Source organism: Roseibacillus ishigakijimensis (genome assembly GCF_016595415.1).
GTDB classification, from domain to species: domain Bacteria; phylum Verrucomicrobiota; class Verrucomicrobiia; order Verrucomicrobiales; family Akkermansiaceae; genus Roseibacillus; species Roseibacillus ishigakijimensis.
This window is the reverse complement of sequence record NZ_JAENIO010000007.1, coordinates 84,051-102,724: the sequence shown is the minus strand read 5'-3', so window position 1 is coordinate 102,724 and position 18,674 is coordinate 84,051. Positions and strand designations below refer to the sequence as shown.

General features: G+C 60.8%; 16 protein-coding genes. 8 read left to right on the top strand and 8 right to left on the bottom strand.

Translation table 11 applies throughout. The annotated features are described in order from the left end of the window. Window position 1: 1 nt before the first annotated feature. From JIN78_RS04555 to JIN78_RS04530, 6 genes are read right to left on the bottom strand one after another with little or no spacing between them, the layout of a single operon-like run. On the bottom strand, window positions 2–1,483 hold the full coding sequence (locus JIN78_RS04555; protein ID WP_200390756.1) for a bifunctional metallophosphatase/5'-nucleotidase: 1,482 nt from the start codon (window positions 1,481–1,483) through the stop codon (window positions 2–4). A gap of 4 nt (window positions 1,484–1,487) precedes the next feature. Continuing rightward, entirely contained in the window at window positions 1,488–2,168 is a 681-nt protein-coding gene (locus JIN78_RS04550; protein ID WP_200390755.1) for a hypothetical protein, read from the bottom strand. Next, on the bottom strand, window positions 2,152–5,457 hold the full coding sequence (locus tag JIN78_RS04545) for a hypothetical protein (RefSeq protein WP_200390754.1): 3,306 nt from the start codon (window positions 5,455–5,457) through the stop codon (window positions 2,152–2,154). Before JIN78_RS04545 ends, JIN78_RS04550 begins: the two co-directional genes overlap by 17 nt. After that, a complete protein-coding gene (locus JIN78_RS04540; protein WP_200390753.1) occupies window positions 5,447–6,229 on the bottom strand; it encodes a PilW family protein in 783 nt (260 codons plus the stop codon). Before JIN78_RS04540 ends, JIN78_RS04545 begins: the two co-directional genes overlap by 11 nt. Continuing rightward, window positions 6,226–6,810 (bottom strand): type IV pilus modification PilV family protein, encoded by a 585-nt coding sequence (locus JIN78_RS04535; RefSeq protein ID WP_200390752.1) that lies wholly within the window; start codon window positions 6,808–6,810, stop codon window positions 6,226–6,228. Before JIN78_RS04535 ends, JIN78_RS04540 begins: the two co-directional genes overlap by 4 nt. Beyond that, the gene (locus tag JIN78_RS04530; RefSeq protein ID WP_200390751.1) at window positions 6,807–7,466 is read right to left on the bottom strand and encodes a pilus assembly FimT family protein; all 660 of its coding nucleotides are present in this window, start codon (window positions 7,464–7,466) and stop codon (window positions 6,807–6,809) included. Before JIN78_RS04530 ends, JIN78_RS04535 begins: the two co-directional genes overlap by 4 nt. 247 nt (window positions 7,467–7,713) lie before the next feature. On the opposite strand from JIN78_RS04530, the gene JIN78_RS04525 reads away from it, so the two are divergent. The 6 genes from JIN78_RS04525 to JIN78_RS04500 all read left to right on the top strand — a co-directional run bounded on the left by JIN78_RS04525 (window position 7,714) and on the right by JIN78_RS04500 (window position 13,208). Beyond that, the gene (locus tag JIN78_RS04525; RefSeq protein WP_200390750.1) at window positions 7,714–8,451 is read left to right on the top strand and encodes a hypothetical protein; all 738 of its coding nucleotides are present in this window, start codon (window positions 7,714–7,716) and stop codon (window positions 8,449–8,451) included. Window positions 8,452–8,532: 81 nt separating this feature from the next. Continuing rightward, the gene (locus JIN78_RS04520) at window positions 8,533–9,291 is read left to right on the top strand and encodes an FKBP-type peptidyl-prolyl cis-trans isomerase (protein WP_200390749.1); all 759 of its coding nucleotides are present in this window, start codon (window positions 8,533–8,535) and stop codon (window positions 9,289–9,291) included. Between the two features lie 198 nt (window positions 9,292–9,489). Continuing rightward, window positions 9,490–10,236, top strand: coding sequence for a tRNA pseudouridine(38-40) synthase TruA (truA, locus tag JIN78_RS04515; RefSeq protein WP_200390748.1), 747 nt, complete (start codon window positions 9,490–9,492; stop codon window positions 10,234–10,236). A gap of 74 nt (window positions 10,237–10,310) precedes the next feature. Further along, the gene (locus JIN78_RS04510) at window positions 10,311–10,517 is read left to right on the top strand and encodes a hypothetical protein (protein WP_200390747.1); all 207 of its coding nucleotides are present in this window, start codon (window positions 10,311–10,313) and stop codon (window positions 10,515–10,517) included. Further along, window positions 10,514–10,810, top strand: coding sequence for a hypothetical protein (locus JIN78_RS04505; RefSeq protein ID WP_200390746.1), 297 nt, complete (start codon window positions 10,514–10,516; stop codon window positions 10,808–10,810). Before JIN78_RS04510 ends, JIN78_RS04505 begins: the two co-directional genes overlap by 4 nt. 148 nt (window positions 10,811–10,958) lie before the next feature. Next, a complete protein-coding gene (locus tag JIN78_RS04500) occupies window positions 10,959–13,208 on the top strand; it encodes a DUF1592 domain-containing protein (RefSeq protein WP_200390745.1) in 2,250 nt (749 codons plus the stop codon). Window positions 13,209–13,476: 268 nt separating this feature from the next. Here JIN78_RS04500 and JIN78_RS04495 read toward each other — a convergent pair whose 3' ends face one another. Continuing rightward, on the bottom strand, window positions 13,477–14,790 hold the full coding sequence (locus JIN78_RS04495; RefSeq protein ID WP_200390744.1) for a 3-keto-disaccharide hydrolase: 1,314 nt from the start codon (window positions 14,788–14,790) through the stop codon (window positions 13,477–13,479). Window positions 14,791–14,843: 53 nt separating this feature from the next. Beyond that, a complete protein-coding gene (locus JIN78_RS17500) occupies window positions 14,844–15,752 on the bottom strand; it encodes an alpha/beta hydrolase (RefSeq protein WP_200390743.1) in 909 nt (302 codons plus the stop codon). Window positions 15,753–15,910: 158 nt separating this feature from the next. Here JIN78_RS17500 and JIN78_RS04485 point away from each other — a divergent pair, with 158 nt between their 5' ends. Beyond that, the gene (locus JIN78_RS04485; protein WP_200390742.1) at window positions 15,911–17,755 is read left to right on the top strand and encodes an NPCBM/NEW2 domain-containing protein; all 1,845 of its coding nucleotides are present in this window, start codon (window positions 15,911–15,913) and stop codon (window positions 17,753–17,755) included. 54 nt (window positions 17,756–17,809) lie between these two features. After that, on the top strand, window positions 17,810–18,643 hold the full coding sequence (locus JIN78_RS04480; RefSeq protein WP_200390741.1) for a sugar phosphate nucleotidyltransferase: 834 nt from the start codon (window positions 17,810–17,812) through the stop codon (window positions 18,641–18,643). The last annotated feature ends 31 nt before the right edge of the window (window positions 18,644–18,674 follow it).

Here is an 18,674-nt window from a genome sequence, read left to right as displayed (position 1 = left end):
GCTAAAGGTCCGCTACGTAATCCAGCAAAGCCTCCCTCGTGTCCAGCGGAATCAATCGCGAGCGGGCCGCGGGCCGGGCCAAGATGTCGCGCAGGGTGGTGAGTCGGCGTCCCCCGGACTGAGCATCATAGCTGTTGAAAATGACCCGGTAGCGCTCGCGCTGGGGAGTGCCGCGCACGGCCACCACCTTCCCGGCAGCATCGCGAATGACCTGTAGGCCAAAGAGCGCGCGGTCGGAGTAACGATCCCCTTCCGCTTCCTGCAGCACGGCCACCAGCTCCTCGCTGGTCAGTTCGGCAAGGACCAGGCGGTTTTCGTAAGGCAAATGCTGCCAGGCATCGGCCACCGTGAAGTCACCCCGGGCGATTTCTTTGGTGCCAAAGGTGCCGTGAAAAACGCCCTCCGCCTCTTCACCGCTGCGGGAAGCGGCGGCGAGGAAAGCTTCCGCCAAAAAGTCGCGGATGGCGGCCGTTCCGGAGAGAGCAACGGGCACCTGGCCCACCACGCGGGCCGTCTCCGCTTCCGCTTTTTCCAAAAAGGGCCGAGCGGCTTGGAGCACCACCTCATCGGAGGCCACTGCCGCGTCCATGCGGGCCAGCTCCATGCGGGCGAGATCCGCCATGAAGCGCACCCGGCCACAATCCAGACCATGATAACTGGCCTGGGTGCAGGGCACGCCTTCCACGAGAAAGCGCTCGTTGCGGCGGTGGGAATGACCTCCCAGGTAGGCCTGCACGCCCGAGTCGCGCAGGGTGTGGGCCAGAGGATTGGCGTAGTCGTCGCCGCGCTCGCGGTAGCCCATGTGCCCGGCGACGATGATCTTGGTAGCCCCCTCACTTTTCACCTCGGCCACGCAACGCTGCAAGACCGGGGCGGGGTCCACGGCTTCGAGCGGTCCCAGCAGCTCTGGCCGGAGCCAGGCGGGAAGTCCCGGGGTGATGAGGCCGATGACGGCCACCTTCTCGCCCGCCACCTCGCGCATGATCCAAGGGCGCAGCTTTTGAAAAAGTCCTTCCGTGCGCTCGGCCCCGACGAGCTTGCCATCCAGCTTCACGTTGGCAGCCAACACCGGCATGTTGGACCGATTGAGGGCTTCTTCCACCACTTCCGGCCCCCAGTCAAACTCGTGGTTGCCCAGGACCCAGGCATCGTAGCCGAGCTTGTTGAAGAGATCGATCATGAGCTTGCCCCGGGTCTGCCAGCTCACGAGGGTGCCTTGGTAGACATCACCGATATCGAGGAGGAGGTGATGGGGCGACTGCTTGCGCCAAGCCCGGATTTGGCTGGCACAGCGGGCGAGGCCCCCGAGGTCCTTCTCGCCCTCATAGGATTCGGTGGACAAGATGTGACCATGCAAATCGGTGGTGTGAAAGATCGCCAGACCGGAGTCGGCGCTCCCTTTTTCCTCGGCCCGAGCCCGCGCGGCCAAAGCCATTGCCGCCGTCGCCCCGCCCAGAAATTTTCTTCGCGTCAGAGTATTCATCGTATCAACTGCCTGAGATCATGAACTCGGGATCGTAGAAGGTGATGAGCTTCTTGCGCCCCTCATCTCCTTCGAAGATGAAGGCCACGTAGTTGCCCTCGTCGTCGACCTTGATGGTGCCGATGTAATCGCCCCCGCACTTCACCGAGGCCCGCACCCGGCCGTTTTCCACCAGTTTCAGCCGGGTGGTGCGGCGCTTGTTGACCGCTTGCTTGAAGGTCTTTTGCGACATGGCCTCGGTGATTTCGAGGTCGATGACGTCTTCCTTGCAGAAAGAAATAAAGGTCACCACCAGGCCGGATTCCGGGGTGTGCTGGGCGAGGCGGGCGAGCTTGATTTGCCAGCCGAGGGATTCGCCGTTTTCATCGAATTCCTCTTCCGCGAAGGCGACCACGGTCTGGGCTTTGCCGGCCTCCACCGTGATTTCGCGCTCGGCAGGCAGGCAGCCTTCCCGGCTAACCAGGAAAGACCGCTTGCCACCCCGGTAGGGAAGGGCCCCGGTCCGCTGGCCCAAGGTGTAGCCCGGTTTCCAAATGGTGCTGCCGTCAATTTTCAAATCCACCTTACCCTGACCGGCATCGATCAGGTTCATGAAACGGACAAACCCGACATCATCGGGCACCTCTCCCTGAGCGAGACACAGCTGGAGGGAAAGGAGAAAGAGGAGACTACAAATTCGTTTCATAAAGAGTTTCGATCTTAAGGTTGGAGGGATTGATCGAGCCGGAGGCGGTGCGGGCACCGGCATCGACAAAGACGCGGAAGCTTTTTTTGCGCGTCCCCCGCACCCGGAGGTTGCCGGAAGGCGTTTTTTGCAAGGCCTGTCCAATGACGTGGATGCGAAAGTTGCGACTACGCACCGTGCTGGAATTATAGACGCGGGCAAAGACTTCTTCGGCGGCCCGGTCGGTGCGCTGCAGCCGTTCTCCGATGCGATGGTTGAGCTTATTGCCAAAGACCGGCTGCCCGCGCAGAGTGGTATTGGGGTGATCGAGCGGGTAAGCCAGGTCCGCCAACTGGGAAAGCGACACGTAGGGACGACCGGCAATGATGGCATCGGCGAGGTAGCCCGCTTCGTCGCTGAAGCCCTCGCTGCGATTGCCAACCTCCGCCGCCGAGACTTCTCCCGCCATGCGCACCAGCCGAGGGGCAAAGGAATTGCGAGTATCAAAGGAAGCCTCCAGGCCGATCAGGGGATCGGCGGCGAGAACTCCCGCAGCGAGAGCTCGCAGGACATCGCGGGGAGCGGTGTTGATATTGATGTGGCCTTCGATCTGCCGCTTGTTGCCCACGCGTTTGTTCTCGTCATCGGAGAGCGGGACACCACAGTGAAAGAGATCGAGGAGGCGGGAAGCCCGGGTGCCGGGCTCGCGAGCGAATTTTTCATGCTCGGGCCGACCGATGCGAAGGGTATTGCCCCCGCCCACGTGATTCGCTTCGCTCGCACGGTTGGAGACCTCGGGCTCACCCCCGTCGTTGTTCTCGCGATAGTACCAGGTCTCGATACTTTGGCCGGGATTATCGCGGCCTTTCCACATGATGGGATCAAAAACGTTGCCCAACTCCGTCTCACTGATGAAGCGACCCAGATTGGAAACAAACATGGGGGCGGTGTCCGGGTCGGCGGGCAATTTCATTTGCACGAAATTAGGTGCATCGGGGCGAATGGATCGGTCCTGCGAGTCATTTGCCTTGAAGGAATCCAGATCGAAAGAAGCGTCATGCCCGCCGTCAGGCCACTCCGAGGGCAAGACCCGGCCATAAGGGGCGTCGGGACTATTTCCAATCGATCCGTAGCGCACATTCCGGCGCCCGGGGGTGTAGTTCTGGGGGTAACTGTTTTCCGACACAATTCCTTCAGGAAAGGAATCATTGACCCCGGCCCACCAAGACTGCCGGACATCCTGCATGCCGGTGTAAAAGGCACCGTAAGGCCCCCAGGTGCCGCATATGACAGCTTTGCTCTGAGGTGCCTTGGTATCGAGCTTGGTCATTGCGACCCGCTCGAGTCCACCGGCCGCCCGGTCGCAGAGGACCCCATTCCAACGCAGGCGGTATTGGGAATTTCCTTCATCGCCATCGATGGTGGGGATGGGCTCGGGAACGAACTGATCCTCATCACCCACATAGAAGCCATAGCGCACCACGGCGGCCCGCACCAACCGATGTTCGTTGGGCTCCAGGATGATGTTGCGGGGCGGGGAATAGAAATAGCCGTCGGCATGCTCGACGAGCTCATGGGAGGAGAAGCTGTCGCCATTGGGGCCCCCGGTATTGGCTAGGACGTTGCCCATGAAGGTCACCCCGGGGTTGCCCAAGACGGGAAAGGAGTAGTTGTTCTCGTAGGCGAACTCGGCCGTGCCCTCGATGCGGTGATTGCTCATGTTCCAGAGCTCGGCAAAAATCTCCACCGTCATCAGAATGTAGAGGTCCCCATTCACGCGAAGGAAACTTTTCCCCAAAAATTCCTGTCCGGAGCCAGGCTCATCGTCCGGGTGGTCGGTCCACTGCCAAGTGGTGGTGGTGACAAACTCCGAGATCAGGGGATGGGAGTCCACGCCACGGTAGACCCCTTCCTTGACATGGGGAATGTCGTCGTTATCGGCGTAATCAAAGGCACTGGCGGCGAGCGTGCGCAGATAGTCCTCCGGGAAGCCGCCCTGGCGCTCTTCCGCGAAATCCGGCAGAGCCCGCTCGATGAAGTCAGCCATTTCACCCACCGCCATTTCTCCTTGGGCCAGCACGCCACCGACCGCTCCCGTCGCCGCCGAGCGGAGGAGGAGATTGAGATTCTTGCGCGGGGTGCCCATCACCGCCGCATCCAGCCCGGGCACATGGGGGATGAGGGCCTGTTCCTCCCATCCCCGATTGCCGGTGATGATGTTTTCCTCCACCCACCGATTCTCGACGCCATTGGCAGCCCCCGTCAGCTCCAAGCGTCCTCGATCCACTCCACTGGCCACCCGCTGCAAGGGGGCCTGGGCTCCGAGGAGGGCCAGCAAACTGCCCGGAGTCGGAGCTTTGGAAGCTTGGCTGCGCACAAGGTCGTCGAACTGGGTGACGTCCTTGAGACCATCGCCATTCTGGTCAAGGGTGTGAATCGCAATCTGGTTGAGCAAGCGGTGACTGGGAGTGAAGAACCCGGGAGCTTCCTCCCGATAACCGGGATTGAGCCCTGGAGCGGGCCAGAGCGGGACCTGCCCTCCATCGGAGTAGTATTGCGCCGCCTCATTGCGAAGGGAGGCCTGCCAGTAGCTCGTGTTGGAGGCGATCTCATTGGCGCGCACATGCCCGCCACTGAGGCTATTCCCCGGCGCGTAATCAGCGTCGAGATAGCCCTGGGTATCTTCCACCCAATAGGAATAACGCGCCATTGGCTCGCCCTCCTGATCATACATCATGCGCCAGGCGGTCACCGGGGGTTGCAGGTGGGGAGGCCCCGTCACCGCGACCCGGCTATCCAGATTGCCCATCGTCTCTCCCCCCTGCGGCAGACCGGGATCATCGGGCACTTCCAAGGTGCCATCGGCCTGCACCCGCTGGCGCCCGGGCCCGTGAGTAGTGGCAAACAAGGGCAGAAACCGATAGTCGAGAGCGCCCCCATTGATGTCGCCCTGGATGGCATAGAGATAGGGTCGGCCCCGCTCGCCATCCTCGGCGGAGAGATCGCCATCTTCCACGCTCGAAATGACGCCATCTCCATTGTCATCAAACTCGGCGGCAAAGGGCACCACCCCGACCGCAAAGCTGTCGTTGGAAGCAGCCGCCGCCAGCAGGGATTTGGCCTCCTCAAAGGCAGAATCGGCGGCCAGTTCGGCCCGGTAGGCCCCCACCCGGGCCCGCGAGCTATTGCGCTCCAAGTCCACGATGGTCATGAGAGTGACCAGGAGCAAAAGGAGGGCGGCGGAGAGCAGGATGACGGCGGGGAGGGCGAATCCGTTAGCCTGCGGCTGGGGGAGAATTCTAGTTCGCATGTCCAATTTCTAAGTTGAGATGAAAATCACGACCGGTGCGGGATTGGTATTCCTCCCCCCGGTCCAGCACAAGAGCTTTGGCCTTGTCGCTCGTCAGGTTCCAGTCCTCTTCTTCACGCAGGAGAGCGGCGGTGTCGTTGTCCACCACCTGGAAGGCGATATTGAGAGCCTCGGGCAGGCCATTGCCCTCGGTCCAGTTGATGAGCGGCGTTTCCCCCACCCGGGCCAGCGGCTGAGCCACAAAGCGGGTGACATTGAAGGCCACGGCTTCCGCCCGCTCGGGGTCAGCTTGCGGAGTGGGCAAGTCCCCGCTGCTGAGCCATTGCAACAGATCGCCGCTACTCAGAAAACGACGGTAGAGCTTGCGCGAGTAGGCCGCCCCCTCCAGAGGTGCGTCCGGGGTCACCGCAGTGAAGTAATGCACAAAGCACACATCCCCCACCGCCTTGTCCTCCTGCTGGGCGGAAGCAGGCTTGAGAGTGAGGAACCAGATTTCGTGAAAGCGCTCGTCCGCACTGCGCCAGCCGAATTCCTCCTCACCATTGCCCACCATGGTCGCGACATCGTCGGAGAGAATGCCCAGAGCAGCCCGGGCTTCGACGAGGGCGTCAATGCGCCGGGTCGATTGATTGTAGCCGCTCGAACCAGCCGACATCGCCATCACCATCATCAGGATGACCGCCGTGCCTAAGCCAGCCGCCACAATGACTTCGATCAGGGAAAAACCTGCCCGCTGCGGGGAGGAATGAGGGGGGCTGGAAGAAAGAGTCATCGCAGGGAATCGCTTTTGATAAAGACCTCGCGCTCACGGTTCTCCACCGTCGCCCGGGCCGGGGTTTCAATCCGAATTTCAATCCGGAAAACGTAAAGGGACTGGCCGTCGACAATTTCCACATCGGGAACCTGTTGGGAATAGCCCCGCACCGCGGCCAAAGAGACCACCGCCGGGTCCTGCCCTTCCCAGCCTTCTTCGTAAGTCATCCCTTCTGCCAAGCCGACGATTTCACCGTCTCGGTTCAGCTCCAGGAGAAGCCAATCTTCCTCCTCCTCATCATCGTCTCCCCCCGAGCCGATACTCCCGCCGGCGGAAGAATTGGCTGCTCCCGTGCCCCAAGGCAAATCATCGGGACCGAAATGCTCACTATTGCCCTCCAAGCCCCGGCGAATCTCCTCAAACACCGAGCGAGCAGTCATCACCGCCCGCGTCTCCACCTCCGCGCGCCGACTGCTTTCCCCCCCCGCGACCACCAGCCCGAGAGCCAAGGGCACGGCAATCGCCACCACCGCCAGGGCCAGCATGACCTCGGTGAGGGTGTAACCCGCCGCAGCGGCACTGTTTGCTCTCGTCCTCATCTCGTCTCCAAGTAACGGGCCCGTCCCGTCTGCCGACCAATCAAAAAAACCTCGCGCTTGCGCCAATCGTTGTTGTCCGCTCCGGTAGCCAGAGCGATCCCGTTCTGCACTTTTCCTTCGCCAATGTGCAACTCCAGCTCGCCCTCCCCCGTCGGCCAGATCACCCGGCCCGAAGACCCGAAAATAATGGCGGGCATCTCTACCGTGCGACGACCACCCTCTTTGCTATCCTGCACCACAATGCGAACGACGTTGCTCTGATCGTAAGCATTCTGCCCCCCCGCCGTCGCGGTGCTGCCTTTGGAAAAAATGAAACGCTCCGGCAGCATGGCCCAACGCCGCAATTGCTGACCCGCCTCGAACTGACCGGTCACCTCATCCTGCCGCACTTCAAAAAGAGTGAAAGAGCGCCCCAGCTGATCTTCCCGGCCCTGGTCGTAGGGCGTCATCACCAAAGCCACCGGTTCACCCGTGGAAAGAGCCCGCGACTGGGCATTATTCAGCCCCCCCAAGACCAGAGAACGCACCGCTTCCCGTCCCTCTCCGCGTCCCACTCCACGAAATAGCGCCGTCCCCAACACCAAGAGCAACGCCATGATTCCCATCACAACTATGATCTCGATCAGGCTGAATCCTTGGTAGCGACTTTTTTTCACGGGCTTAGTTGGGGACTTCCCTGACCTACTGACAACACATTGTCCACACGAAAAGTTGGTTTCAGGGGGGGGCTTTGCTCGTAGTGAACTCCCTCGCTCCTGATAATACAATTTCTGTGCCAAATTCGTCAGATTCGAATTCGCACGTCCCTTTCTTCCCCTTGCTCATGACCTCGCAGGAAAAGAAACCCCGGTAAATGCCAAAAGTTCTTTTCATTCTCGGGGCCCCGTCCTATGAGGCGGGCACATGATCGTTTTCTTTTGGCTCGTGCTCTTGGTTGGGATCGCCTCGGTAGCCTGGGTCCTCGGCATCAAAGCCCGCGGTTCATTCTATCATTGGGTGCGCCCCTTCCGCACCGAGCCCTGCCAAGTCGTAGGACGCACCTTTCCGGCAGGGACTCCCGACGAAGAAATGAGCTCTTTCCTGGTGGACGCCAACGCCTTCGTGCGCTCCAAGGAGCAGCGCTCCACCGTCGTCCTGCGCGAGTGGGATCATGCAGCCAAGACCATCTTTGTCGGCCTCGTGCTACAAAAAGTCACCGATCTCGGCGAGCACGAGGGCTATGAAGTGCGCGCACTCCCCTCCTCCTCCGTGCTGCGGGCCTCCGGAAGTGCCCGCACCAGCGACATCACCCCCACCGAATCCCTGCAACGCTTTCTGGAAAAATGCGGCCAAACGGTGGACATGACCCGCCCGATGCGCCTCTCCGGCCAGTCCTTCCACCTCTATCAATGGCCCCTGAACGAGGAGTTGCCCCCGGCCAGTCCCCTCCAGAAGATGATGGAAAAAACCTTTCAGCTGCGCGACATCCTCATTTTCCCCATCCTCCTCACCATCGTCGCCCTCGGCCTCATCGGCACCCAGCAGCTCATCCTCTTTCCCATCGGCATCGGCCTCATCATCTTGCTCTCCGGGGCAGGAAAATTCGTTTTTCTCCATCAGATGAAGGACGAGTCGGAAGAATACCATCTCCAGAATTATTAGGGGATAAGGTGCCGCCTGGAAGAAACGCCAGCGATTTCCTGTTGCACAAAGCGGCCCCTTGCCCAAGCGTGGCCGCTCGCCATGAGCAAGATTGATACACCCTCCGACGTCGCGGCCCCGCCCGCCGAAGCCGAAAAAACCGCCTCCGGCCTCGCCTCCAAAGTCCTCACTCCCGGCACCGGCAGCGAAAAGCCCGGCCCCGCCGACAAGGTCACCGTCCACTACTCCGGCTGGACCACCGACGGTCAGCTCTTCGATAGCTCCGTGATGCGCGGCCAGACCATCAGCTTCCCCCTCAATGGCGTCATCAAGGGCTGGACCGAAGGTCTACAGCTCATGGTCGCGGGCGAAAAGCGCCGCTTCTGGATCCCGGCCGAACTGGCCTACGGCGAAAACCCCGGAGGCGGACGCCCCGGCGGCATGCTCGTCTTCGACGTCGAGCTCTTCGACTTCCAAAAAGCCCCCGAGCCTCCCAAAACCCCCGAAGATGTGGCCGCCCCCCCAGCCGACGCCGAAGCCACCCCTTCCGGACTCAAGTCCAAAGTGCTGCAAGAGGGCACCGGCAGCGAGCATCCCAAAGCCAGCTCCACGGTGGAAGTCCACTACAGCGGCTGGACCACCCAGGGCGAGCTCTTCGACAGCTCCGTGATGCGCGGCGAATCCATCGCCTTCCCCCTCGATCGCGTGATCAAGGGCTGGACCGAAGGGGTGCAACTGATGGTCGAAGGCGAAAAACGCCGCTTCTGGATCCCGGCCAATCTCGCCTACGGCGAAAACCCCGGCAATGGAGCCCCCGGCGGCATGCTGGTCTTTGAGGTCGAACTCCTCGCCATCAAATAGGGCGCTCTGAATACTCTGGAGTATTTGGACAGAATGAACGGAATTCTTTCTGACGAATGCTCTGGAGCTTCTTTGAAGCGACACCAAACCCGGAAGACCAACGACCAAAGCCTTTCGTTTTTAGGTATATCATTTTTGGTTTTTCATTCCCTATTCTTTGGTTTTTGAATTTTTGAACTTTCGGTTTTTCTTCCACCCATGCGCCTCAAGCTGACCCTCGCCTACGATGGCCGCCCCTACGCGGGCTACGCCACCCAACCCAATGGCGACACCGTGCAAGACCGGCTGGAGGCGGCCTTGGCGGAAGTAGTCAAGCAACCCCTGCGCGTTCACCATGCCGGCCGCACGGATGCCGGCGTGCATGCGGTGGGGCAAATCGTTCACTTCGACGCCCCCGAGGGCTCGTCGATGAATCCCTTCAACTACCTGCCCGCCCTCAATAGCAAGCTCCCGCCCACCATTCGGGTGATGGCTTGCGAAGAGGTCGCCGCCGACTTTCACGCCCGCTTTTCCGCCAAGGAGAAGACCTACCAATACCGCCTCTCCCTGGCTCCCGTTCTTCCTCCGCTCGATGCCGGCCTGGCCTGGCATCTGCCCCGCCAACTCGATCCCCTCACCCTGGAGGACGCCCTCGCCCGCTACCTCGGCGAGCATGATTTCCGCAACTTCGCCGCCAAGCGCGGCAATGAAACTGCGGACACCAACTACCACCGCACCCTGACCCACAGCGGGATGCAGACCACCCCCGAAGGCTATCTCCTCACCTTCACCGGCAACGGCTTTCTCTACAAAATGGTCCGCCTCCTCACCGGCGCGGCCGTGCAAGCCGCCCAAGGTCGCCTCCGTCTGGACGAAATCGACGAACTCCTCACCGCCACTCCCCCCGGCAGACCTCCCCTCTGTGCCCCTCCCGATGGCTTGACGCTGCTCGAGGTCACTTATTGAGACTTTTCCCGGCCATTTCCACTTGGCTTCTCCGGAGAATTGACAACAAGTCCTTCGGCAGGGATTCTCCTATCATGAAGACACTCAAAGAAGTCATTCATGATGCGGATCAACTTTCCACTCAGGAGCAGGCCAATTTGGCAACCCATTTGCTAAAAATGCTCAGAGGCGCTCCCCTCGGTCCCAACGAGGCCGAACTCCTCCGCCGAGAGGCCGAAATCGAGACCGGCACAGCAGAACTTCTGACCCATCAAGAACTCTGCAAAGAGCTTGGCAGATGAGCCGCACGCTCCTCTATCATTCCGCAATACAGCGAGAAATCCGAGGCATCCTGAATTATTACGAAGATATTTCAGAGCAGTTGGCCGACGACTTTTGGGATGAACTGACCAGTGCCTTCGATTATGCCCGGAGATTTCCTTTCCTCCACCATTTTGATCCCAGTGGTCGACGGCGGTGTAATCTCAAAAGGTTTCCCTACCATTTTTTGTTTTTGGTAACCGACCTGGAAATCAAGGTCACCGTCGTCCGCCATAACTCCCGCAATCCCGATTACGGAGCCCTCCGACGATAAGGCGAAATCAAGAAACCCTATCTCCAGTCGGATCAACTCTCTCCCCATTGCTGCCCCCAGTCCGCCCTCTTCTTGAGTGAAAAAGGTGCGGGGTTCTCGCCGTCCCCCTCTTGAAAGCGTCCGAGAGCGCCGTCCGTATGAGAGGACCGTGCTCCCAAACTCCTTTTCCGCCCTTTTCTTCCTCTTGCTCGGCCCGGGCCTTCTGCTAGCGCAACCGGACGGAAAGGCCATCTATCAGCAGCATTGCGCCTCGTGCCATGGCGATCAGGGCGAGGGCGTGGACGATGAATACGACGAGGCTCTCATCGGCACCAAGTCGGTGGCTTCGCTGGCGAAATACATCCATCGCTGGATGCCGGAATTCGAGGAAGACCTCGTCGAGGACGAAGATGCCGAGGCCGTGGCTGCCTACATCCATGGGGCCTTTTACTCACCCGAGGCCCAAGCGCGCCTCCAACCCGTGCGTAAGTCCCTGCTGCGCCTCACCCAACACCAGCATCGCAACGCCATCGCCGACCTCGCCGCTTCCTTCACCTGGCGTCGCAATGACGAGGGCAAGCGAGGGCTTGCAGCCGATTACTTCTCCTTTTCCGAAGGCACCGATGTGCGCAAGAAAGAGAAAATCCTGGAGCGGATCGACACCCACATCGGCTTCGACCTGGCTACCAGCGATCCCATTGAGGGGCTCAATGAAGAGGAGTTCTCCATCGAATGGCGCGGCAGCCTCATGCCCCCGGAGACGGGAACCTACCACTTCCGCCTGCGCACTCCCAATGGAGCGCGACTCTTCCTCAATCACATCCACGGCGATCACCCGGCCCTCCTCGATGGCTGGGTTTCCTCCAACAACGAAATGCAAGAACACGTCGGCGAGGCCTACCTCCTCGGCGGCTATCCGGTCTCCCTCCGCATCGACTTTCTAAGCTTTCAAGAGAAAATATCCTCACTCACAGTGGAGTGGAAGCCCCCGCATGGCACTTGGGAGCCCTTGCCGATGCGGCATCTTTGGCCCGAGCACACGGGAGAAGTTCTCATCGTGACCACGCCCTTTCCCGCCGACGATGCCTCGATGGGCTACGAGCGGGGTTCCTCCCTTTCCCAAACTTGGCAGAATGCCACTGCCCGCACCGCGATGGAGGCCTTCCGGCTGCTGGAAGACGATCTGCCCCGCCTGGCCAAGGTGGAGCAGAATGATCCCAAGGAAGGAGAAAAACTGCAGGGCTTCTGCCATCAGTTCGCGGAGCGTGCTTTCTGCCGCCCCCTCGATGAGGAGCAAAAGCAGCGCTACGTGGACCAGTTTTTCGCCAAACACGGACCCAAGGAGGCTGCCCGTCGTTCCCTGCTCCTCACCCTTTCCTCGCCCTACTTTCTTTATCCCGAGCTCAATGCCCAGGAGGACTCCCACCAAGTGGCCCGCCGCCTCGCCCTCGCCCTCTGGGACTCCCTGCCCGACAACCATCTCCGCAAAAAGGCCGATGCCGGTCACCTCACCAGCCCTGAGCAAGTGGCCCGCGAAGCAGAACGAATGCTGCGCGACCCCCGCGCCCGCCAAAAGGTGAGCCGTTTTTTCCATCACTGGCTCGCTCTCTCCGAACGCGAGGACCTCGGCAAGGATGAAGCCACCTTCCCGGGCTTCGACGAACCCCTCATCGCCGACCTACGGGTCTCGCTGGAACTCTTTCTCGATGAGGTCATTTGGTCCGAAAGCTCCGACTACCGCAAGCTCTTCACCACCAGCGATCTCTATCTCAACCAACGCCTGGCCGGCTACTATGGCAGCGAGGTCAGCGCCAGCGGATTCACCCGCGTGGCAGCCCCAGGCGGCTCACGCGCGGGAATTTTCACCCACCCTTATCTCCTGGCCGCCTTTTCCTACCGCCACCAGACCTCCCCCATCCATCGCGGCGTGTATCTCAGTCGCAATGTCTTGGGACGCTTTCTCAAGCCGCCCCCCGAAGCGATAGAATTCAAGGATGCCGACTTCGATCCCACCCTCACCATGCGGGAGAAAGTGACCGAGCTCACTAAGGAAGCCTCCTGCATGTCCTGCCACGAAATCATCAATCCCGTCGGTTTCAGCCTGGAGCACTTCGACGCCGTGGGTCGCTATCGCCAGCTGGACAACGGCCGCCCCATTGACAGCAAGAGCGATTACCCCACCCCCGAAGGCAAGGTGATTCCGGTGACGGGCCCGCAGGATTTGGCGAAAATGGCCGTCGAAAGCCCCACGGCCCACCGTGCCTTCATCCAACACCTCTTTCACCATCTTCATCACCAGCCCGTCGCCGCCTACGGTCCAGACACCATGGACCAACTGCATGAAGACTTTGTGAAAGGGGACTTTCACATACAAAAACTCCTCCAAGCCATTGCTCTGAAGGGCAGCCTCCCCCAGTAGGCCACTGTATCCCCCTCCTCGTCCCCCTCGTGGCTGCGAGCTTCTAGCTTGCAGAAAGTGCCACCCGGCGTCCCGCCGGTCCCAGCGCCACGCCCTTCCCTCCGTCTCGTCCTCCCCCTCCTCCCCCAACGGAGCCGCTCTGGTCACAGAGCGGGCTGGGCGTTTGGACGGGGGCTGACCCCCTCTCGCCCACCGAAGCCTGGCTCGCCCGATCCCTCGCCTCTCGGGGAAGCCTCGGCGAGGCTTCCCTATCGCTCTCGTCCCCAGCTTAGAGTTCCTTGACCCAAAGATTACCGAACTCCATGGCCGCGCCATGGTGCTGCAGAGCGATGGGGCCCTGGTCTTTGGCCGGAGGCAGGGTGGCTTCGAAAAGCACGCACTTGCCGTTGAGATAAACGGTGAGCTTCTTACCCACCATGCGAACGAAAAAGCGGTTCCACTCGCCGGAGGGGTTGTCGGCCTTCACCCGGGGAGTGACGGCAGCCTTGTAGGGCAATCCCACCGCTGAGGTGCGCACGCCATAGACTTCGCCCGAACCTACGGGCCAGTTCCACATGTTGATCTGGGTGGTTGCGCTGCCCCGGAGATAGAGACCGCTGTCGAGCTCTTCCACTTCCTCCGTGATCACTTCCTGCTGCGGACCACGCATCTCAAGGCCATTGGGCAAAATAATGGGGCGCTCCATGCGAGGGCCTTCCCCGGCAAACCGCCAGTCGCAAATCAGCTCGAAGTCACCGAACTCGGCCTGGCTCCAGAGATTCTTGTCCTTGGCCTCACTTTGGCCATCATAGGCCACCTTCCAGCCATCGACGAGGGTCCAATGGCCCTCCTGGCCTTCGCTCATTTTCCATTGCGAAAGAGAGCCCTCCGCAAGAAGATTCTGAAACCCCAAACCACCGGGAGTGTCGTCTTTTTTGCCCGCAGGTTGGAAAAGGGCCGACTCCTGGTCCTCCCCATGGGGAATCTCGCAAATGCGCACGTTGCGCCAGCTCACGACGTCGCCGTGCCCACAAAAGGTGAGACGCCCTTGCCGACGCTGAGCCCCCTTGTGCTTGGGATGGGATTCGTTCAACTCATCGAGATTGGCCTTGAGGATGGTGATGCCATTGAGCTCGACGGTGACGTGGGGCCCGCGCACGGTCACCCGCTGGGAGTTCCACTCGCCCACGGGTTTCAGATGACCACGCAGGGCGGGAGAGAGGGTGTAAAGCGAGCCGTGCCACTGGTAGTCCTTGAGCTTGCCCTGATACTTCTCGGCAGTGTTGTCGAGGATTTGCAGTTCCATGCCGGCATAGGCAGGATCCCCTTGGCCGGGATAGTGAATCCCCAAGCCGTTGTTGGCCCCGGGGGTTAGCTTGAAATCAAACTCGAAGATGTAATCGGAGTATTCCTTGGCGGTCATCAGGTTGCTGCAACCGGGACGAGAGGTGATGACTCCCTCGCTCAGAGTGTAGCCCGCTACCTCGGTCGCACCTTGGCCATCCTTCCAACCGGTCAAATCCTTCCCGTCGGAGAGGTTGACCCAATCACCCCACGCCATCCCGGCGAGGCCCATCAATACGAGAGCGGTCCATTTTTTCATGATTCGTAAAGTCAGTTACGGCATACTCCATCACAATCGTTCAACAAAGACAATTATTGCGTTTTTAGCCAAGCCGCCAAGTGAGTCATCCAGCCCTCCGAGGCCCCGCGACCCTTCCAGCCAAAGCCGTGTCCACCAGTGGGAAAGATAGCCGCGCGCACGGGCACTTTTTTCTCTGCGCAGGCACTCATGAATTCCGCACTATTTCGCAGAGGCACGCCGGAATCATCGGCGGCATGAACGAGAAAAACCGGTGGGGTCTGCTCACTGACCTGACGATAGGTGGCGCAAAGGGTGCGCAGCTCCGAGGAGGGCTCGGCTCCCAGGAGGCGGCGCGCGGACCCCCCATGCCCCCAGTCCTGATCCATGCCAATCACCGGATAAAGAAGAACCGCGAAATCCGGGCGACAGCTCAGCGCGTCGATGGCGTCACCTTCTCCCTTCTCCAGTTTTTGATCAAACAAGGTGGCACAGGTAGAGGCAAGGTGCCCTCCCGCCGAAGACCCCATCACTCCGATGCGCCCGGCGTCGACTCCCCATTCGGCGGCATGAGCGCGGAGGGTGCGAATGGCCCGCCGGGCATCGAGCTGGGGAACAGGAAATTGATAGCCGAACTCGTCGTTCCCGCTAACCCGATACTTCACCACTATGGCAGTGATGCCGCGCTCGGCACACCACTGGCCAATCTCGGTGCCCTCGTGAGCCATGGCGAGAATGCTGTAGCCTCCTCCGGGCAAAATAACGAGAGCCTGGCCATTGGGCTCGGCAGGTTTGAAAAGCTGATACTGCGGCACCTCAATGTCAGTGTAACGCCAACCATCATTGATTTTCTCGGAACCAGCCGGAGGACGGGGAGCACCGGGGGCCGCACCGGGCCAAAGGTCAATCCACTCGGCAGCTTGAAGAGGAGATAAAAAAGGTAAAAGCGCGGCCAAAGTAAAGAAGAAAGGAGCTAATTTCACCTCCTCACCTTGAGCCAAACGAGCCCGCCCTGCCAAGCGCCAAGGCGAAAAGTTCACTCCTTGGGCCCCCACTCTGAATCGCTCTTGATAATTATTATCCATTTTGACAAAGAAGCCGAAGCCGACCAGTAAAAAAGGCCACCCAACCCCAGCTGCCTATGTCAAAATCTCTCTCTCTCCTCATTCTCCTTTCGGTCTTCGCGTGGCTCTGGGCCGCCAAGGACGATTCGCCCTCTTCGATTGGAAAACCCGAACTCCCTGCCAGTCAGCAAACCCAAGCCAAGCAAATCAGAGAAACTCTGACCGCTTGGCAGGCCGAGGATCCCGTGCCCAGCAATCGCAAACTGCGCGTCGTCTACTGGAGCCCCTCCGATCGTGAGCCTGCCGCCGCCTACCGCGAGCGGCTGACCCGCATCATGCTGCACATCCAAGAATTCTACCGCAGCGAAATGGCGCGCCTGGGCTTCGGGCCCCTGACCTTCCCCATGGAGTGGGAAGAGGACGACCTGCTCAAGATCCACGTCGTGGCCGGACAAAAGCCGACCAGCGCCTACCGCAACGAATCCGGCCGGGAGATCCGGAAAGAATGCCTCCCCACCCTGCGCGCGGCAGGGCTGAACCCGGACCGGGAAACTCTGCTCATCTTTTGCAACCTCGCTCACTGGGACGAGGAGAAAAAGACCTTTTCCCACCACTCCCCCTACTACGCGGGAGGAAATCACCGCAGCGGCAACGCCTGGCAACTGGATTCCCCGGAACTCGATATCCCCAATCTGGCCCTGACCGAGCCCATCATCCAGGACGGACAATACGGGCGCATTTCTCTGGGCAAACACAACTCCATCTTCATCGGCGGCATCGCGCACGAGCTGGGTCACGCCCTCTCTCTCCCCCACAATCGCGAAGCCCCGGCCCTTCGCCGCGCGGGCTACCGTGCCCTGATGGGCAATGGCAACCAGACCTACGGCGACGAGCTGCGGGGCGAGGGCAAGGGGAGCCACCTGCAATTCGCCGGGGCCCTCCGCCTGGCCTCTCAACCGCTCTTCTCCCGCTCCGCAAAAGGACTGCGCCTCCACGCCCGTGCTGAGCTGGAGGATTTGACAATCAAGAAAGACGCCCAGTCCTTCACTCTCTCCGGTCGAGTCACAGGCAACGTCCCCGTCTACGGGCTGGTCGCTTATCTCGATCCGGAGGGAGGCAGCGACTACGATGCCCACACGGTGACTGCCGTGCCCGATAAAGACGGCCGCTTCCGCCTCCATTGCAAACATCTCGTCGCGGGCAAAAAAGCCGAACTGCGCATTCAAATTTGCCACGTCAATGGCGCCACCAACCGGCGGACCTTCGCCTATTCGGTCGATGAAAGCGGAACCCCCGACCTCTCCACCTTGGCCACCACTCTCGCTCTCAACCCGATCATCACGGCCCTGCAATCCCGTGAACAGGCAAAGCTGGAATCCGCCCTGGCCAGTCTGCCGGACCGACTTGAAGACGAGAGCGATCGCGAACACGCGCTCGCCATCGCAGAGCGGCTCATTAAGGGTCTCGGCGGCGAAAAAAGGCTGAATCCGGAAGAAATCGAACCCGCCCGGACCGAGCTGCCTTTAAGCGACCTGCGCCCCGCGGAAGCCCAGGTGGGCTATCATCGCCCCACCTATGACTATCTGCCCACCGAAGGCCTGCTCCTCACCTCCGCCGGCCGCCTCTTCCGCCACGGGCTCTACGCCCACGCGCCCGCCCGACATCGCTATCCGCTCGATAGCCAATGGAGCTCGCTGCAAGGCAGCTGCGGTCTGGCCGACGGGATGGATGGCAGTTGCCAATTCATCATCAAGCTCGATGGCAAAGAGGTCTTTCAATCCGCTGTCCTCAAGGCAGGAAAGCAAGCGAACTACCAAATCGATCTCACTGGAGGAAAGGAACTGGAGCTGATTGTCACCGATGGCGGGGATGGCCCCCGGGCCGACTGGGGAGTCTGGCTGGAGCCGACTTTGCAAAGATAACAGCTCGCCATCGCAGGCTCGGGCGGCTAATCCGGTGGGGAGCCTTTCCCATCCATGAATCTCACCAAAGCCGTCATCACCTCGGCCAATCCCGCCGACAAACACCTGCCCCTGCAAACCCTCATCGACTCCAAGGGCGAGACCCGCACCGCCCTGCAAATCCTGCTCGCGGAAGTCTTCGAGGCCGGGCTCGATTCGGCGGCCCTCATCATTCCCCCCGGCGAAGAGGAGCCCTACCGCCTCGCAGCCGGGCCCCATGCCGAGCGACTCACTTTCCTCGTGCAAGAGGAGCCCTTGGGCTACGGACATGCGGTCGCGCTGGCGGCCGACTTTGTGGCGGGTGAGCGCTTTCTCCTCCTCGTAGGCGACCACCTTTTCCGCTCTCTGGGCGAGCGGTCCTGCCTGGCCCAGATCATCGCCTTGGCCAGCAAAGAAGAGGCCACCATCTCCGGTGTGCAACCTACTCACGAATCCCAACTCCATCTCTACGGCACCGTAGCCGCCTCCCTGCGCGCGGGCACCCAGGACACTTACGAAGTTTCTCGCATCATCGAAAAGCCCACTCCCACCCTCGCGGAGCAGGAACTGATCGTGCCCGGGCAGCGGGCCGGCCATTACCTCTGCTTCTTCGGCATGCACATCCTGCCCGCCCGCGCGCTCACCCTTCTCCAAGAGCAGGTGCAACAAGCCTCCGCGGGCGAAAAAACGGGGCTCACCGCCACCCTCAACCTCTTGGCTGAGAGCGGAGAATACCTCGCCCTGCGCATTGATGGCCAACGCTTCAACCTCGGCGAACGCTACGGCCTCCTCCGCGCCCAACTGGCCCTCTCCCTGGCCGGACCCCATCGCGACGAAGTGATGGCCACCATCATCGAACTGCTGGCCTGATCCACCGGAAGAGTCTGAAACCCGCCCCACC

Coding starts and splice junctions, on each gene's coding strand:
- JIN78_RS04555 (WP_200390756.1), bottom strand. CDS start 1,483: ATGAATACTCTGACGCGAAGAAAATTTCTGGGCGGGGCGACGGCGGCA.
- JIN78_RS04550 (WP_200390755.1), bottom strand. CDS start 2,168: ATGAAACGAATTTGTAGTCTCCTCTTTCTCCTTTCCCTCCAGCTGTGT.
- JIN78_RS04545 (WP_200390754.1), bottom strand. CDS start 5,457: ATGCGAACTAGAATTCTCCCCCAGCCGCAGGCTAACGGATTCGCCCTC.
- JIN78_RS04540 (WP_200390753.1), bottom strand. CDS start 6,229: ATGACTCTTTCTTCCAGCCCCCCTCATTCCTCCCCGCAGCGGGCAGGT.
- JIN78_RS04535 (WP_200390752.1), bottom strand. CDS start 6,810: ATGAGGACGAGAGCAAACAGTGCCGCTGCGGCGGGTTACACCCTCACC.
- JIN78_RS04525 (WP_200390750.1), top strand. CDS start 7,714: ATGATCGTTTTCTTTTGGCTCGTGCTCTTGGTTGGGATCGCCTCGGTA.
- JIN78_RS04520 (WP_200390749.1), top strand. CDS start 8,533: ATGAGCAAGATTGATACACCCTCCGACGTCGCGGCCCCGCCCGCCGAA.
- truA (WP_200390748.1), top strand. CDS start 9,490: ATGCGCCTCAAGCTGACCCTCGCCTACGATGGCCGCCCCTACGCGGGC.
- JIN78_RS04510 (WP_200390747.1), top strand. CDS start 10,311: ATGAAGACACTCAAAGAAGTCATTCATGATGCGGATCAACTTTCCACT.
- JIN78_RS04505 (WP_200390746.1), top strand. CDS start 10,514: ATGAGCCGCACGCTCCTCTATCATTCCGCAATACAGCGAGAAATCCGA.
- JIN78_RS04495 (WP_200390744.1), bottom strand. CDS start 14,790: ATGAAAAAATGGACCGCTCTCGTATTGATGGGCCTCGCCGGGATGGCG.
- JIN78_RS04485 (WP_200390742.1), top strand. CDS start 15,911: ATGTCAAAATCTCTCTCTCTCCTCATTCTCCTTTCGGTCTTCGCGTGG.
- JIN78_RS04480 (WP_200390741.1), top strand. CDS start 17,810: ATGAATCTCACCAAAGCCGTCATCACCTCGGCCAATCCCGCCGACAAA.